This is a genomic window from Paracoccus sp. pheM1, assembly GCF_018499825.1.
GTDB lineage: Bacteria > Pseudomonadota > Alphaproteobacteria > Rhodobacterales > Rhodobacteraceae > Paracoccus > Paracoccus versutus.
Window position 1 is genome coordinate 2,326,613 of the sequence record NZ_JAGXCX010000001.1, and the last position, 15,334, is coordinate 2,341,946.

Sequence of the window (15,334 nt, forward strand, 5' to 3'; positions counted from 1 at the left end):
CCGCCCCTTGCATAACCGCGACGGATTCATTAGCTTGCTAATGAAATTTGCGGAGCAGCGGGAAAACCCATGCCAGACCGTCCCTTCACGCTTGTGGAATCGCTCATCGAACTGACCCGGACCCTGCGCGCCGCCTTTGAACAGCGCGTCGAGCAATACGGGCTGACCTTTGCCCGCGCCCGGCTGCTGACCACCATCGGCCGCAACGAGGGCGCAAGCCAGGCCCAGCTTGCCGCGATGCTGGGCATCGAGACGCCCACGCTGAAGCGCCTGCTGGACGCGCTGGAGGACCAGGGCCTGGCCGAGCGCCGCCCGATCCCCGAGGACGGCCGCAAATACGCCGTCTACCTGACCGAGGCGGCGCGGATCGAGCCGGTGCTGGGCTTTCGCGCCGAGGTCGATGCCACGCTGGCCCAGGGCATCGCGCCCGAGGATCTGGCGGTGACGCGCCGGACGCTGGCGCAAATGGCGCGGAATGCCGAAAGGCTGCGGCAGGCATGAGCCGATCCCAGGCCGCCCCCGCGGCGCCTGCGCCCGCAGCCCCGGCCGCGGCGGGCGCGCCGCCGCCCTTCGTGCCGATGTCCTGGCCGGCCACGCTGGGCTATATCGGCGCCTCGGTCGTCATCGGCCTGACCCAGGGCCTGGCGCAGGGCTTCGTCAGCACCAACATCCCGCAGATCGCCGGAGACCTGGGCGCGACCACCACCCAGGCGACCTGGCTGATGGCGGCCTTCATGATCCCGCGCGCCTCGATGCCGCTGTTGCTGATCAAGATCCGCACCCAGTTCGGCCTGCGCCGCTTTGCCGAGGTGGCGATCCTGGTCTATCTGGCGGTTTCGCTGGCGGCCCTTGCCATCTCGGACCTGCGCTCGGCGGTGGCGGTGCAATTCGTGGCCGGCATGGCCTCGGCGCCGCTGTCCACGCTGGCCTTCATGTACATGCTGGAGCCGTTGCCGCCCCAGTGGAAGATGCGGCTGGGCCTGCCCATGGTGCTGGCCATGGTCGCGACCGGGCCGATGCTGGCGCGGGTGATCTCGCCCGCGCTGATGGGGGACCACGGCTGGGACGGGCTGCATTACATGGCCCTGGGGCTGGCGGCGGTGTCGCTGGGGCTGGTCTATGCCCTGCCGCTGACCTCGGCGCCGCGCGTCAAGGTGATCGCCGCCATGGACCTGGTCAGCTGGCTGCTGATCGCCACCGGCTTCGGCGGGCTGACGGTCGGCTTCATCATGGGCTCGATCCATTGGTGGACCGACGTGGCCTGGCTGGGCTGGGTGCTGGCCCTGTCCATCGTGGCGCTGACCCTGGCCGTGGTGATCGAGCTGCACCGCAAGGCGCCGCTGCTGGACATCCGCTGGCTGGCCAGCCCCGCCATGCTGCACCTGACGGCGACGCTGCTGATCTTTCGGCTGGTGCTGTCCGAGCAAAGCGCGGGCGCGCCGCGCATGTTCCAGGTGCTGGGCGTGACGCAGGACCAGCTGGTGCCGCTGTTCGCGATGATCTCGGTGGCCTCGGTGCTGGGCGGGCTGGCGCTGATCCCCTTCATGAAGCCCGAGCGGGTGCCGCTGTTCCACATCATCGCGCTGGTGCTGATCGCCGCCGGCGCCTTCATGGACAGCCATGCCACCATGGACACCCGGCCGGCGCAGATGATGCTGAGCCAGGCGATGATCGCCTTTGCCGGCTCGTTCTTCCTGGCGCCGGCGATGATGCGCGGGCTGCTTTCGGCCCTGGCGCGCGGGCCGAACTACATCCTGTCCTTCGTCATCGTCTTTCTGTCCACGCAATCGCTGGGCGGCGCCATGGGCTCGGGCCTGTTCTCGACCCTGATCAACCACCGCCAGGCCCTGCACCTGCAAGTGCTGCGCGAAGAGCTGACCGCCACCGACCCGCAGACCGCGGCCGAGATCGCGCAACGCAGCATGGCCCTGGCGCCGCAGATCGCCGATGCCGCGCAGCGTCAGGCGCAGGCGGTGGCGCAGATCGCGCAAGACGCCAGCGCCCAGGCCTATGTCATGGCCTATAACGACGCCTATTTCCTGACCTTCCTGCTGGCGGCGGCGGCGCTTTGCGCGCTGCTGCTGCACCTGTTCCGCGACTGGCTGGTGGCGCGGGGCAAGCCGCCTGCCGCCGATGCCCAGCCCCATCCCGAGCCCGAGCCCGAGACATGACCAGAAACCACCTGATCCCGACCCTGATCGCGCTTGCCGCCGGCCTGGCCGGCCTGCTGATCGTGCTTTACGCCTGGCACCTGCCGCCGTTTCGCCCGGCGCATCCGCAGACCGAGAACGCCTATATCCGCGGTCAGCTGACCACCGTCGCGCCGCAGCTGTCGGGCTATGTCGCGGCGGTCGAGGTGCAGGACTTCCAGCCCGTGGCCCGCGGCCAGGTCATCGCCCGCATCGACGACCGGCAATACCGCCAAAGGCTGGCCCAGGCCCAGGCCATGCTGGAAGGCGCCGAGGCGGCGCTGAAGATCCAGGAACAAAGCGTCCATTCCGCCCAGGCCAGCCTGCAATCGGCCCAGGCGGCGCTTTCCGCGGCGCAGGCCGCGCGGGACACGGCGGCCTCGACCTGGGACCGCGCGCAGGCCCTGCAATCGCGCGGCGTGACGGCGCAAAGCTCGGCCGACCAGTCCGAACTGTCGCTGCGCCAGGCCGAGGCGGCCGTCACCCAGGCCGAAAGCGCCATCGCGGTGGCGCGCGAGAACGTCGCCGGCGCCGAGGTCGGGCTGGCCGCCAAGCGCGCCGAGATCGCCTCGGCCCGCGCGGCGGTGGAGCTGGCGCGGATCGACCTGGACAATACGGTGATCCGCGCGCCCTCGGACGGGCGGCTGGGCCAGGTCGGGGTGCGGCTGGGCCAATATGTCACGGCGGGCACGGCGCTGGTCAGCCATGTCGGCCCCGAGGTCTGGGTCATCGCCAATTTCCGCGAGACCGAGCTGCACGGCATCCGCATCGGCGACCGCGCCACGTTCACCGTGGACGCCATGCGCCACCGCGCCTTCACCGGCCGGGTCGAGGCGTTCTCGCCCGCCACCGCCTCCGAGTTCAGCCTGCTGTCCGCCTCGAACGCCACCGGCAACTTCACCAAGGTCGCGCAGCGCCTGCCGGTGCGCATCGCCATCGACCCTGGGCAAGAGATGGCGGAATACCTGGAGCCGGGCCTGTCGGTGGTGGTGACGGTGGACGAAGGCGCGGGCGCCGACCGCGCGGCCCAGGCCCGGCCGATCATGGGGCACGAGGGCTGATCCAGGGCCTGCGCCGCCGGGCTTGCACGTCCGGCCTGCGGCGGCTAGGCCGTGCGGGCAAGGGCAAGCCGCTTCCCGCCAGCCCCCCGACGACCGGAGGCGACGATGCAGATCCCCCTTACCCGGCGCAGCATCCTTGCGGCATCGCTGGTCGCAATGGCCGGCAGCATGGCGCGGGCGCAGGAACGCCGGCAGCGCGGCCTGGAACCGGCCGAGAAGATCGCCGATCCGCGCGCCAGCCATTTCGACCTTGGCCCGGCCGAGTCGCCCTGGCGCATCTTCCTGGGCCTGCCCTCGGTCGCGGCGCCGCCGGGCGGCTATTCCGCCATCCTGGCGCTGGACGGCAATGCGACCTTCCCGATCCTGTGGCATCTGCGCGAGGAACTGGCGCCCGAGGCGCCGGTGGCGCTGGTCGGCATCGGCTATCCGGTCGAGACCCGCTTCGACCCCACCCGCCGCTGGTTCGACCTGACCTCGCCCGGCAAGCAGGCGGTCCCGGCGAGGCAGGGGCAGCGCGGTCCCGGCGACCGCCCGACCGGCGGGCAGGACGCCCTGCTGGAGATGATCGCGGCGCAGCTTCTGCCCGAACTCGGCCGGCGCCTGCCGCTGGATACGGGCAACCTGACGCTGTTCGGCCATTCGCTGGGCGGGCTCTTCGTGCTGAACGCGCTGTTCACCCGGCCGCGCCTGTTTGCCCGCTATGCCGCCGCCGACCCCTCGACCTGGTGGAACGCCGGCGAGCCGCTGCGCGAGGCCCGCGCCTTTCGCGGCGGCATCCTGGCGGCGGGCGGGCGGCTGGACCCGGCAGTACCGCTGCTGGTCGCCAATTCCGGGACCGGGGTGCCGCCGATCCTGGCCCCGCTGTCGGACCTTCCAGGGCTCGACCTGGTCCACCGCCCGCATCCCGATGAAAACCACGGCTCGGTCATCCGCCCCGCCGCGCGCGACGCGCTGGCGCTGCACCTGGGCCGGCTGGCGGGCTAGGCCGGCGCATGAAAAAGGCCGGGCGCGACGGCCCGGCCCCGATCCCGATGCGCGGCCCGACTATACCTCGGGCACCAGAACCTCGCGCTTGCCGACATGGTTCGCCGGGGTGACGACGCCCTGTTCCTCCATCTGCTCGACCAGCCGCGCGGCCTTGTTGTAGCCGATGGCCAGCTTGCGCTGGATGTAGGAGGTCGAGCATTTGCGGTCCTTGGCCACGATGGCGACGGCCATGTCGTAAAGCTCGGCATCGCCGCCCTCGCCCGAGGACAGGCCCAGCACCTGGTCGATGCTGTCGGCGCGCTCCTCGTCCGGGCCCTCGACCACGCCGGACATGTAGCTGGGCGGGCCAAAGGATTTCAGGTGGTTCACCACCTCCTCGACCTCCTCGTCGGAAACGAAAGGCCCGTGGACGCGGGTGATGCGCGAGCCGCCGGCCATGTAGAGCATGTCGCCCTGGCCCAGCAATTGCTCGGCGCCCTGCTCGCCCAGGATGGTGCGGCTGTCGATCTTGGACGTGACCTGGAAGCTGATCCGGGTCGGGAAGTTCGCCTTGATCGTGCCGGTGATGACATCGACCGAGGGGCGCTGCGTCGCCATGATCAGGTGGATGCCGGATGCCCGCGCCATCTGCGCCAGGCGCTGGATGCAGGCCTCGATCTCTTTCCCGGCCACCATCATCAGGTCGGCCATCTCGTCGACGATGACGACGATATAGGGGAAGGTCTCGGGCTGGAATTCCTCGGTCTCGAAGACCGGCTCGCCGGTATCCTCGTCGAAGCCGGTCTGGACGGTGCGCTTGAACATCTCGCCCTTGTCCAGCGCCTCGCGGACGCGGCCGTTATAGCCCTCGATGTTGCGCACGCCCATCTTGGACATGCGGCGATAGCGTTCCTCCATCTCGCCCACGACCCATTTCAGCGCCACCACCGCCTTCTTGGGGTCGGTGACGACCGGGGACAGCAGGTGCGGGATGCCGTCATAGACCGACAGCTCCAGCATCTTGGGGTCGATCATGATGAGCCGGCATTCCTCGGGCGTGAGCTTGTAGAGCAGCGACAGGATCATGGTGTTGATCGCCACCGACTTGCCCGAGCCGGTGGTCCCGGCGATCAGCAGGTGCGGCATCTTGGCCAGGTTGGCCACCACCGGCCCGCCGCCGATGTCCTTGCCCAGCGCCAAGGGCAGCGGCTGGGTGCCGTCGCCATAGGCCTTGGAGGCCAGGATCTCGCGCAGCACCACCTTTTCGCGCCGGGCATTGGGCAGCTCGATGCCGATGACCGAGCGGCCGGGCACGGTCGAGACCCGCGCCGACAGCGCCGACATCGACCGCGCGATGTCGTCGGCCAGCCCGATCACCCGGCTGGCCTTCAGCCCCGGCGCGGGCTCCAGCTCGTAAAGCGTGACCACGGGGCCGGGGCGGACCTCGGTGATCTGGCCCTTGACGCCGTAATCGTCCAGCACCGCCTCCAGCATGCGGGCGTTCTCCATCAGCGCCTCTTGCGACAGCTGGTGGCGCTCGACGGTGGTCGGCGCGGTCAGAAGCGACAGCGGCGGATGCTCGTAATGGCTGGCGGCATCGTCGAAGCGCAGCGCCGGCTGCGCCTCGGATTGCGCCTGGCGCGAGGGGGCGGGCTTCTTGGGCGGCACCACCACGCGCGGCGTCTCGGCGCCGAAGGGCGCAACGGTGACGGGTTCGGCGAAATCCTCGTCGTCCTCGTCCTCGCCGGCGCGCAGCGGCGGCTCGTGCCGGGCGGGCGCGGCGCGGGCGCCGGTCAGCCGCGCCGTCACCGCCGACAGCAGCCCCTTGCCTTCCGAACGGGCGCCTTCGGAACGGCTGCGGATCGCATCGGTGATGCGGGCGCTGACCGCGGCGTTCGAGGGCGGCTCGTCATCCTCGGCATAATGCGTCTCGGGGTCGATCAGCTCGGGCTCGGGCGCGAAGTCGCGATCATCGGCCAGGGGGGCCGGCGCGGGACGCAGGCCCGGCAGGCCGCCGCGGGGCGCTTGCGGCAGGGCGGCGGAACCGGCCTGGCCCGCGCGCTCGCGCCGGGCATCGGCGCGGGTCTTGAGCCCGCGCGCCGCGCCCGAGGACAGACGCGCCCCGCGATCCATCGCCTGCAGCGCCAGGACGCGGGCGGTGGCCAGCCCCTCGCGCAGGAAGGTGCCGATGGTCGTCAGCTCCTTGCGGTCGAAGCCCAGCACGAAGGCCAGGAAGGCGACGGTGCCGACGGCGGTCAGCAGCGCCAGCAGCTTGATCGCGACCGAAGCCTTCATCGGCATGGCCGACAGCATGCCGCCCATCAGCATGTCGCCCAGATGCCCGCCCAGGCCGAAGCTTTGCGTCCAGTCCGGCGGCGGTGCCATCGAGGTGGCATAGATCGAGACCAGCACCATGGCGATGGGCAGGAAGATGCCGCGCATCAGCCGTTCCTCGCCCCGGTGCAGCATCAGCCGCAGGCCCCAGACCACGGCGCCGACCACCAGGATCCAGGTGCCGTAGCCGGTGATCATGAACAGCGCCGAGGCGACATAGGCGCCGAAGCGGCCCAGGTAGTTCTGCGCCGGCTGGTCGGTCGCCGACATGAAGCTGGGATCGTCGGGGGAATAGCTGACCAGCATCATCGCGATCAGCACGCCCAGGATGACCAGCCCCGCGCCCAGCAGTTCCTTGCCGCGCCGCTCCAGCGCCGCCTGCGTGCTTTGGTCAAACAGCGGATCGCGGTGTTTCGCCTGCCAGCTCGCCATGCGTCAACCCCCTTGATACAAACAATTCTTCAGGCGGTTCAGCGCCGCCTCGGTCTGCTCCGCCGGCGCGACCAGCGCCACGCGGATGAAATTCCGGCCCGGATTGCCGGCCTCGGTGTCGCGGGCCAGATAGGCGCCGGGCAGCACCTGGATGCCCGCCTCGGCCCACAGCTTTTTCGCCGCATCCTCGCCGTCGCCGACGCTTTCGGGCACCGGCAGCCACAGGAAAAAGCCGCCCTGCACCGGCTGATAGCCCGGCACATTGCCCAGCACCCGGTCGGCGATGCGGTATTTCTGCTGGTAAAGCGCGCGGCTGGCCTCGACATGGTCCTCCTCGCCCCAGGCCATGGCGCTGACGCGCTGCACCGGCAGGGGCAGCGGCGCGCCGGCATAGCTGCGCAGCCGCCGCATCTGCGCGATCTGCTGGGGTCCACCGGCGGCAAAGCCCGAGCGCAGCCCCGGCAGGTTCGAGCGTTTCGACAGCGAGTTGAACATCACCACCCGATCGGCCAGCCCCATGCGCGTGGCCACCGCCAGCGCGCCGGGCGGCGGCGCGTCGCGCCAGATCTCGGAATAGCACTCGTCGGCGAAAACCAGGAAATCGTGCCGGTCGGCCAGGGCGATCAGTTCCTCGAGATAATCCTCGGAGGCGATGCTGCCCTGCGGATTGGCGGGCGAACACAGATATGCCACGGTGGCGCGGTCCAGCACCGCGGCCGGCAGGCCGGCAAAGCGCGGCAGGTGGCCGGTTTCTGCCGTGGCGGGGACAAAGACCGGCTCGGCGCCCACGGCGGCGGCGGCCACGGCATAGACCTGGTAGAACGGGTTCGGCACCAGGATCGCCGGCCGCTGGCCGTTCTTGCGTTCGGGCGCCAGCGCCAGGGCGGCATTGAACAGCCCCTCGCGCGTGCCGTTCAACGCCATGATCCGCTCGGGCGCGACATCCAGCCCGTGCCGGCGGGCAAGCCAGCCCGAGATCGCGGCCAACAGCTCGGCCGTGCCCTCGTTCGAGGGGTATTTGCCGAAATCGGCGATGCTTTCGGCCATGACCGGGCCGACGAAATCCGGCAGCGCATGGCGCGGCTCGCCAATGGTCAGGATCAGGGGATCGCCGCCGGGGTCGATGCCCGCAAGCAGCGTCCGCAGGCGCGGAAACGCGTAATCCGGCAGGTTCGAGAACCGCTCGGGAATTGCCATGACTGCCTCTCAGTCGGGGTCGTTGCGCCCCGTTTTGCCGCAAGACTACCGGCAATCCCCCCATGCGTCCAGAGTTTCACCGCCAGATTGCGCCCGTCCGTGCCGGATTTTCCCGGAAAATCCACGCCTCAGCGCAGCGCCGCCTCGGCCGCGGCGGCCGCCACCAGCAGCGCGCGGTCCTGGCCGGCGCGGCCCATCAGCGTGATGCCGCAGGCCGGATGGCCGGTCGGCAGGCTGACCGCCGGCAGGTCCAGCAGGTTGGCGATGCGGGTATTGCGCAGCGTCAGCAGGTTTTCGCGGGCAAAGAACTCTTCCTCGGCCAGCAGCCGGTCCACCGGCGGCGGCAGGATCGGCGCCGTGGGCAGGATCACCGCGTCGAAACCGGCGACCAGCCGCGCCCAATCGGCGCGCAGCCGGCCCAACTCCTCCCAGGCGGCGACGTAATCGGCCGCCAGCACGAACTGGCCGCCGCGAAAGCGCTCCAGGATCGGCGGGTGCATCAGCTCGGGCGCGGCCTCGATCTGCTCGCGCCAGATGCCATAGGCCTCGGGCGCGAACAGCAGCGGCGCCAGCACCATCGCCTCGGCCACGCAGGGCGGCGCGGCATGGGTAATGCGGGCGCCGGCGCGGGCCAGGCGGTTCACCGCATCCTCGAAGCCGGCGACCGGCTCATGCCGCGCCTCGTCGAAGGGCACGCCGTCCAGCACCATCAGCCGCAACCCGTGCGGGCTGGCATCGGCCAGGTCGGGGGCGGGCTCGCCACGCAGCACGGCGAAAAGCTCGGCGCAATCCTCGACCGTGCGGGCGATGGGGCCGGCCACGTCGAAGCGGCGGCACAGCGGCACGATGCCGGCGCCGCTGACTGCGCCCGTGGTCGGCTTGAACCCCACCAGCCCATTCCAGGCCGCCGGCACCCGGATCGAGCCGCCGGTGTCCGACCCCACCGCAGCCGCCGCCAGCCCCAGCGCCACCGAAACCGCCGCGCCCGAGCTGGAGCCGCCCGGCGCCAGTTCCTGGTCGATGCTGTTGGGCGGCGTCGCCGTGCGCGGGTTCACGCCCAGGCCGGAAAAGGCCAGCTCGGTCATATGCGTCTTGCCCAGGCAGACCAGCCCGTCCAGCGTCGCCCCGGCCAGGATCGCGGCATCCTGCCGGGGCACGCGGCCCTCCAGCAGGCGCGAGCCGGCCTCGGTCGCGATGCCGGCGCTGTCGATATTGTCCTTCCAGCTGATCGCCACCCCGTCCAGCAAGCCGCGGCGCAGCCCGGCGCGGGCGCGGTCATGGGCGGCGATGGCCTCGGCCCGCGCGCGCTCGGGGGTCAGCCGGGCATAGATGCGGTCGCCATAGGGATGGCGGGCCGCGGCGTCCAGATAGGCCTCGGCCTGCTCGACCGGGCTGATGAGCCCGGCCAGGATCGCCCTTCCCTGTTCCGCCGCAGATGCCCTGAGCCAATCCATGCCCTTCCCCCGACCGATCAAATCCAGATACCAAATAATGCACAGGCTATCCCGGCGCGGGCTGGCCCGCAATGCGCTTGGCGGCCGCCATGACGCATGGACATTGCCCGGCCGACAGTCATATTGCGTCCCATGAGGACCGATTTCGACATCCTGATCGCGGGCGGCGGGCTGAACGGCCCGGCCCTTGCCCTGGCCCTGGCCGATGCCGGCCTGTCGGTGGCGGTGGCCGACGCCCGCCCCGCCGATGCTCGCGCCGGCGACGCCTTCGATGGCCGCGCCTATGCGCTGGCGCTGGCCTCGCAGCGGCTGCTGGCTGCGCTGGGGCTGTGGCCCGAGCTGGCGCCGAACGCGCAGGAAATCCGCAAGGTCGAGGCGACGCAGGGCGCGCCGGGCGAAGGCGCCGGCCCCTTCGGGCTGCATTTCGACGGCGCCGAGCTCGAGGAAGGCCGGCTGGGCTACATGCTCGAGGACCGCTTCCTTTACCGCGCGCTTCTGGCCGCGATGCAGGGGAGGGTCACGCATCTGCCCGGCCTGTCCGTCACCGGGCAAGAGGCCGAGGGCGCGGCGATCCGCGCCACTCTGTCGGACGGCCGCAGCATCAGCGGCCGGCTGCTGGTCGGCGCCGACGGGCGGCAATCGGGCGTGGCGGCGCGGGCCGGCATCCGGCGCATCGGCCATGACTATGGCCAGATCGCGCTGGTCGCGGCGGTCGATCACGAATTGCCGCACGAAGGCACCGCGCACCAGTATTTCATGCCCACCGGGCCGCTGGCGATCCTGCCGCTGCCGGGCAATCGCAGCTCGATCGTCTGGTCCGAGGCCGAGGCCAGCGCCCGCGCGATCATGGAACTGCCGGATGACGAATTCCTGGCGGTGCTGCGCCCGCGCTTCGGCGATTTCCTGGGCGAGATCCGGCTGGCCGGGCCGCGCTTTTCCTATCCGCTGAACCTGACCCTGGCCGAGCGCTACTTCGCCCCGCGCGTGGCGCTGGTCGGCGATGCGGCGCATGGCGTGCATCCCATCGCCGGGCAGGGGCTGAACCTGGGCCTGCGCGACGTGGCGGTGCTGGCCGAAGTGCTGGTCGCCGCCCGCCGCCGCGGCGAGGACATCGGCGCCGATCTGGTGCTGGCGCGCTATCAGGACTGGCGCCGGCCCGATGCGACGGCGCTGGCGCTTGGCATGGACGGGGTGAACGCGCTGTTTTCCAATGCCAATCCGCTGCTGCGCACCGCGCGCGAGATCGGCATGGGCCTGGTCGATGCCATCCCGCCCCTGCGGCGCGGCTTCATGCGCCAGGCGGCGGGGCTGAGCCTCGAGCCGATGCCGCGCCTGCTGACCGGGCGGCGGCTTTAGGGAACGCTCACGCCTTCGTCAGCGTTGAGGCGCCGCGCATCCAGCGAACGTGATGTGCAAGTCATTGGAGAATCGGTATCATTCCGCTCATGAAACTGAAGTCGCTCGCCCTTGCGCCCGTCCTGTGCCTGGCCCTGGCCTTTCCCGCCCTGGCCGAGAAGATCCCGCTGAACGAGATCTCGCGCTATCTCAACAGCCTCAAGACCGCCAAGGCGGATTTCACCCAGGTGAATGCCGACGGCTCGATCTCGACCGGGGTGGTCTATATCCAGCGCCCGCAGCGGGTGCGCTTCGAATACAAGGGCGACCGCACGCTGGTCATGGCCTCGGCCGGCAACGTCGCCGTGTTCGACGGCAAGACGCGCGGCGCGCCGCAGCAATACCCGCTGTCCAAGACGCCGCTGTCGCTGATCCTGGCGCCCAACATCGACCTGAGCCGGGCGCGCATGGTCACAGGCTATGCCGAGAAGAAGAACACCACTGTCGTCACCGCGCAGGATCCGCAGCATCCCGAATACGGCAATATCCAGATGGTCTTTACCGCCAATCCGACCCAGCTGCGGCAATGGGTGGTGACCGACGACACCGGCAAGCGGACCACGGTGATCCTGGGCGACATGCAGACCGGGATGAGCTTTCCCGCCTCGACCTTCGCCATCCAGAACGAGATCGCCCGCCGCCAATAGGCGGGCGAACCGGGTCAGCGGCAGGAGGCAAGCTGGCTGCGATAGGCCTCGGACCGGGCCTGGACCTTGCCGGCCACGCCCATCAGCCAGGGCTTCGAGTTGTGCGAGCCCCTGGCAAAGCCCGAGCGGCCCTCGTGATAGGCCAGGTATTGCGAGGCGGCGTCCCATTTGGAAATGCCCAGCACCCGCGCCGAATCGTTCATGTACCAGCCCATGAAATCGGTGGCGTCGCGGATATTGTCGCGCCGGGCGCGGCGGTTGCCGGTCTGCTTGCGGTAATCGTCCCAGGTGCTGTCCAGCGCCTGGCTGTAGCCATAGGCCGAGCTTTGCCGGCCGATCGGAATGATGCCCAGCGCATATTGATGCGGCGTGCGGGCATTGCCGATGAATTTCGATTCCTGGTGGATCGTCGCCATCTGCACATGCACCGGCACGCCCCAGCGCCGCTCGGTCGCCTTCATCGCACGCATGTAGGCGGGCCGCTCGGCCGCGATGGCGCAGGCGCTTTCCAGATTGCGCGGCGCCTTGTAGTTCCCGCCCCCTCCGCAAGAGGCCACCAGCCCGACGATGGCGAGCTTGAGAAACCTGTTCATACTGCCCTCATGTTTTTTGCGGGCAGGATAAGCGCAATCCGGGGCGAGGCGCAAATGACAAAGGCTCGACCGTCCTAGCTGGGCAGGACCGAAACCGATTTCACGATGGCGTGGCAGGCGGTTCCCGGCTGCAATTCCAGCGCCTTGACCGAGCGCGGCGTGACCTGCGCAAGCATCCGCTCATGCTGCGCGCCCTGCCCCAGCGCCAGTTGCACCAGCCCGCCCTCGACGCAGGTCACCGTGACCGGCAGCAGATTGAGCGCCGACAGGCCCCGCGGCGCCTCGCGCGCCAGGATCACCTCATGCGCCAGGATGCGCAGCCGCAGCGCCTGCCCCGGCGCCAGGTCCAGTCCGGGCAGCAGCATCGGCCCGCCGGCGGTGGCGACCCGGACCATGCCGTCGGGTTCGCGCGCCTCGACCGTGGCGCGGATCAGCGCCCCCGCCTCGCGCGCGCCCAGCTGCGGGGCCAGTTCGGGATCGGCCAGGATCGCGGCCAGCGGGCCGGAATGGACCACCCGCCCCTGCCGCATCAGCACCACCGTCGTCGCCAGCCGCAGCACCTCGGGCACCGAATGGCTGACATAGAGGATCGGCAGCCGGATCTCGTCGCGCAGGCGTTCCAGCCAGGGCATGATCTCGGCCTTGCGCGCCTCGTCCAGCGCCGCCAGCGGCTCGTCCATGACCAGCAGCGCCGGGTCCGACAACAGCGCGCGGCCGATGGCCACGCGCTGGCGCTCGCCGCCCGACAGCGTGCCGGGGCGGCGATGCAGCAGGGGCTCCAGCGCCAGCATCCCGGTGATGCGGTCGAAGTCCCGCGCCGCCCCGCGCCGCCAGCGCGAGGGGTAGCGCAGGTTCGCCGCCACCGTCATATGCGGGAACAGCCGCGCGTCCTGGAACACGCAGCCGATGCGCCGGGCTTGCGGCGAAAGGTTGGCCCTGCCGTCGAACAGCACCCGCCCGTCCAGTGCGATGCGGCCCTGGTCGGGGCGCAACAGCCCGGCGATGGCGTTGATCGCCGTGCTCTTGCCGCAGCCCGAGGGGCCGAACAGCGCCGTCACCCCGCCCGGTGCCTGGAAGGCGACATCAAGCGCAAGTCCAGGAAAATCGTGGCGAAAGGCGACCTCCAGCATCAGGCCCGCCCCTCGGCGCGCCCATTCATGCGCGCGGTCATGCGCCAGGCCAGCCATTCCGACACCAGCACCGCCCCCATGGCGATCACGACCGAAACCAGCACCAGCCGCAGCGCAGCTGCATCGCCCGAGGGCACCTGCAACAGCGCATAGATGGCCGAGGGCAGCGTCTGCGTCTGGCCGGGGATGTTCGAGACGAAGGTGATGGTGGCGCCGAACTCGCCCATCGCCTTGGCAAAGCCCAGCGTGGCGCCGGCCAGGATCGCGGGCAGGATCAGGGGCAGCGTCACGGTCACGAAGATCCAGGCCCGCGGCGCGCCCAGCGTGGCGGCCGCCTGTTCAAGCTTGGGGTCCACCGCCTCGAATCCCAGGCGAATGGCGCGCACCATCAGCGGAAAGCTCATGATGCCGCAGGCCAGCGCCGCGCCGGTCCAGCGAAAGGCGAAGACGATGCCCAGCGGTTTCAGCAGGCTGCCCACCGGCCCCTGCGTGCCGAACGTGACCAGCAACAGGTAGCCGGTGACGACCGGCGGCAGGATCAGCGGCAGGTGGACGATGCCGCTCAGCAGCCCATGCCCCGGAAAGCGCCGCCGGGCCAGCAGCCAGGCGACGGCGACGGCCGGCGGCAGGCCGGCCAGCGTGGCGACGGCGGCGACCCGCAGGGACAGCCGCACGGCCTGCCACTCCTGGGGGCCAAGCCAATCGGTCGGGATCATTGCGTGACGGTAAAGCCTTGCGATTCAAAGACCGACCTTGCCGGTTCCTGCGACAGGCTGTCAAGAAAGGCCGCCGCCTGCGGCGTATCGGCCCCCGTCGTCACCGCGGCGGGATAGGTGATCTTTTCATGGCTGTCGACCGGGAAGGTCGCGACCACGCCCACGCCCGGCTCGGCCACGGCATCGCTGCCATAGACGATGCCCAGCGGCGCCTCGCCGGTGGCGACCAGCTTCAGCGCGGCGCGGACGTTGTCGGCCTGGGCCACCTGGCCCTCGACCTGATCCCACAGGCCCAGCGAGGTCAGCGCCTCCTTGCCGTATTGCCCGGCGGGGACGGAATCGACCATCGCCATGGCCAGCTTGCCGTCGCCCAGCAGGCCGGGCAGTTCGGTCACGGGCGCCTCGGCCGGCTTGCCGGTGCCGACCAGCACCAGCGTATTGCCCAGCAGGTCGCGGCGCGTCGCCGGGTCGATGTCGCCCGACTCCTGCACCGCATCCATCCACGAACTCGAGGCCGAGATGAACAGGTCCGCCGGCGCACCCTCCTGGATCTGCTTGGCAAGCTGCGAGCTGCCGGCATAGGAGATCACCACCGTATCGCCATGGCTTTCCTGCCAGGTGGCGGCGATCTCGTCCAGCGCGTCCTTGAGGCTGGCGGCGGCGAAGATGGTGATCTCGTCGGCCTGGGCGGCAGGCGCAAGCGCGATCAGGGCGGCGGCAAGGAAAGACAGGCGCATCGGGCGGGTCCATTCGTTGTGTCTGGATGGACATAACCAGCCATTGCCCGTGCTGGCAACCGTTATTTACGCCGAAGCAGATCGCTGCCCCGCACGCAGCCGCCCCAGCTCTGCGGCGCCCTGGTCACGCAGCAGCACCTCCAGCGCGCGGTAGTCGACCAGCACCTGCCGGCCGCGCTCGGTCAGCTGGGCGCCGCCGCCATGGGCGCCGCCGCGGCTGCTGTCGACCAAGGGTGCGGCAAAATGCGCATTCATCTCTTCGACCAGCGACCAGGCGCGGCGATAGCTCATCCCCATGCGCCGCCCGGCGGCCGAGATCGAGCCCTCGTCGTCGATGGCCTGCAGCAGGTCGGCCTTGCCGCGGCCAAAGGTCAGGCCGGATTCGAAATGCAGGCGCAGGCTGATGCGGGGATCCTGGGTCATGGCCATATTCTGCCGTCTTTCCGCAAGGTCGCAAGGGGGCGGGTCTTTTCGATGTGCTAT

The 15,334-nt window shown here is 70.3% G+C and carries 14 protein-coding genes; 6 read left to right on the forward strand and 8 right to left on the reverse strand.

Annotation, left to right across the window (positions count from 1 at the left end; translation table 11 throughout):
• Positions 1-69 precede the first annotated feature (69 nt).
• From KF941_RS11810 to KF941_RS11825, 4 genes are all read left to right on the forward strand, one after another.
• Positions 70-501 (forward strand): MarR family transcriptional regulator, encoded by a 432-nt coding sequence (locus KF941_RS11810; RefSeq protein ID WP_036751520.1) that lies wholly within the window; start codon positions 70-72, stop codon positions 499-501.
• Positions 498-2,171 carry an MFS transporter gene (locus tag KF941_RS11815; RefSeq protein WP_214273412.1) on the forward strand — a complete coding sequence of 558 codons (1,674 nt, stop codon included), beginning with the start codon at positions 498-500 and terminating at the stop codon, positions 2,169-2,171. Before KF941_RS11810 ends, KF941_RS11815 begins: the two co-directional genes overlap by 4 nt.
• Positions 2,168-3,250 (forward strand): HlyD family secretion protein, encoded by a 1,083-nt coding sequence (locus tag KF941_RS11820; RefSeq protein WP_214273413.1) that lies wholly within the window; start codon positions 2,168-2,170, stop codon positions 3,248-3,250. Before KF941_RS11815 ends, KF941_RS11820 begins: the two co-directional genes overlap by 4 nt.
• A 105-nt stretch (positions 3,251-3,355) precedes the next feature.
• Entirely contained in the window at positions 3,356-4,234 is an 879-nt protein-coding gene (locus KF941_RS11825; protein WP_214273414.1) for an alpha/beta hydrolase-fold protein, read from the forward strand.
• Positions 4,235-4,294: 60 nt separating this feature from the next.
• Here KF941_RS11825 and KF941_RS11830 read toward each other — a convergent pair whose 3' ends face one another.
• From KF941_RS11830 to KF941_RS11840, 3 genes are all read right to left on the reverse strand, one after another.
• A complete protein-coding gene (locus KF941_RS11830) occupies positions 4,295-6,982 on the reverse strand; it encodes a DNA translocase FtsK (protein ID WP_214273415.1) in 2,688 nt (895 codons plus the stop codon).
• Between the two features lie 3 nt (positions 6,983-6,985).
• Positions 6,986-8,179 (reverse strand): aminotransferase class I/II-fold pyridoxal phosphate-dependent enzyme, encoded by a 1,194-nt coding sequence (locus tag KF941_RS11835; RefSeq protein ID WP_116223158.1) that lies wholly within the window; start codon positions 8,177-8,179, stop codon positions 6,986-6,988.
• A gap of 128 nt (positions 8,180-8,307) precedes the next feature.
• Positions 8,308-9,633 (reverse strand): amidase, encoded by a 1,326-nt coding sequence (locus tag KF941_RS11840; protein ID WP_214273416.1) that lies wholly within the window; start codon positions 9,631-9,633, stop codon positions 8,308-8,310.
• Between the two features lie 96 nt (positions 9,634-9,729).
• Between KF941_RS11840 and KF941_RS11845 the strand changes: the two genes are divergently transcribed.
• Together KF941_RS11845 and KF941_RS11850 are read left to right on the forward strand one after the other, a co-directional pair.
• Complete coding sequence (locus KF941_RS11845) at positions 9,730-10,989, forward strand: UbiH/UbiF/VisC/COQ6 family ubiquinone biosynthesis hydroxylase (RefSeq protein ID WP_214273417.1); 1,260 nt, start codon at positions 9,730-9,732, stop codon at positions 10,987-10,989.
• 89 nt (positions 10,990-11,078) lie between these two features.
• A complete protein-coding gene (locus tag KF941_RS11850; RefSeq protein WP_036751537.1) occupies positions 11,079-11,675 on the forward strand; it encodes an outer membrane lipoprotein carrier protein LolA in 597 nt (198 codons plus the stop codon).
• A 14-nt stretch (positions 11,676-11,689) separates the two neighbouring features.
• On the opposite strand, the gene KF941_RS11855 is transcribed toward KF941_RS11850, so the two are convergent.
• The 5 genes from KF941_RS11855 to KF941_RS11875 form a co-directional block, all read right to left on the reverse strand.
• The gene (locus tag KF941_RS11855; RefSeq protein WP_036751539.1) at positions 11,690-12,268 is read right to left on the reverse strand and encodes a lytic transglycosylase; all 579 of its coding nucleotides are present in this window, start codon (positions 12,266-12,268) and stop codon (positions 11,690-11,692) included.
• 74 nt (positions 12,269-12,342) lie between these two features.
• Entirely contained in the window at positions 12,343-13,398 is a 1,056-nt protein-coding gene (gene modC / locus KF941_RS11860; RefSeq protein WP_072461393.1) for a molybdenum ABC transporter ATP-binding protein, read from the reverse strand.
• Positions 13,398-14,114 (reverse strand): molybdate ABC transporter permease subunit, encoded by a 717-nt coding sequence (gene modB, locus KF941_RS11865; RefSeq protein ID WP_036751541.1) that lies wholly within the window; start codon positions 14,112-14,114, stop codon positions 13,398-13,400. The genes modC and modB overlap by 1 nt, the downstream gene beginning before the upstream one ends.
• Positions 14,111-14,851 carry a molybdate ABC transporter substrate-binding protein gene (gene modA / locus KF941_RS11870; protein WP_036751542.1) on the reverse strand — a complete coding sequence of 247 codons (741 nt, stop codon included), beginning with the start codon at positions 14,849-14,851 and terminating at the stop codon, positions 14,111-14,113. The genes modB and modA overlap by 4 nt, the downstream gene beginning before the upstream one ends.
• Positions 14,852-14,917: 66 nt before the next feature.
• Positions 14,918-15,274: a LysR family transcriptional regulator gene (locus tag KF941_RS11875; RefSeq protein ID WP_214273418.1), complete on the reverse strand. Its 357-nt coding sequence runs from the start codon at positions 15,272-15,274 to the stop codon at positions 14,918-14,920.
• Positions 15,275-15,334 lie beyond the last annotated feature (60 nt).

What these genes read in the sequence shown, in the direction of transcription:
- KF941_RS11810 (WP_036751520.1), top strand. Translation starts at nt 70, where the DNA reads ATGCCAGACCGTCCCTTCACGCTTGTGGAATCGCTCATCGAACTGACC.
- KF941_RS11815 (WP_214273412.1), top strand. Translation starts at nt 498, where the DNA reads ATGAGCCGATCCCAGGCCGCCCCCGCGGCGCCTGCGCCCGCAGCCCCG.
- KF941_RS11820 (WP_214273413.1), top strand. Translation starts at nt 2,168, where the DNA reads ATGACCAGAAACCACCTGATCCCGACCCTGATCGCGCTTGCCGCCGGC.
- KF941_RS11825 (WP_214273414.1), top strand. Translation starts at nt 3,356, where the DNA reads ATGCAGATCCCCCTTACCCGGCGCAGCATCCTTGCGGCATCGCTGGTC.
- KF941_RS11830 (WP_214273415.1), bottom strand. Translation starts at nt 6,982, where the DNA reads ATGGCGAGCTGGCAGGCGAAACACCGCGATCCGCTGTTTGACCAAAGC.
- KF941_RS11835 (WP_116223158.1), bottom strand. Translation starts at nt 8,179, where the DNA reads ATGGCAATTCCCGAGCGGTTCTCGAACCTGCCGGATTACGCGTTTCCG.
- KF941_RS11840 (WP_214273416.1), bottom strand. Translation starts at nt 9,633, where the DNA reads ATGGATTGGCTCAGGGCATCTGCGGCGGAACAGGGAAGGGCGATCCTG.
- KF941_RS11845 (WP_214273417.1), top strand. Translation starts at nt 9,730, where the DNA reads ATGGACATTGCCCGGCCGACAGTCATATTGCGTCCCATGAGGACCGAT.
- KF941_RS11850 (WP_036751537.1), top strand. Translation starts at nt 11,079, where the DNA reads ATGAAACTGAAGTCGCTCGCCCTTGCGCCCGTCCTGTGCCTGGCCCTG.
- KF941_RS11855 (WP_036751539.1), bottom strand. Translation starts at nt 12,268, where the DNA reads ATGAACAGGTTTCTCAAGCTCGCCATCGTCGGGCTGGTGGCCTCTTGC.
- modC (WP_072461393.1), bottom strand. Translation starts at nt 13,398, where the DNA reads ATGCTGGAGGTCGCCTTTCGCCACGATTTTCCTGGACTTGCGCTTGAT.
- modB (WP_036751541.1), bottom strand. Translation starts at nt 14,114, where the DNA reads ATGATCCCGACCGATTGGCTTGGCCCCCAGGAGTGGCAGGCCGTGCGG.
- modA (WP_036751542.1), bottom strand. Translation starts at nt 14,851, where the DNA reads ATGCGCCTGTCTTTCCTTGCCGCCGCCCTGATCGCGCTTGCGCCTGCC.
- KF941_RS11875 (WP_214273418.1), bottom strand. Translation starts at nt 15,274, where the DNA reads ATGACCCAGGATCCCCGCATCAGCCTGCGCCTGCATTTCGAATCCGGC.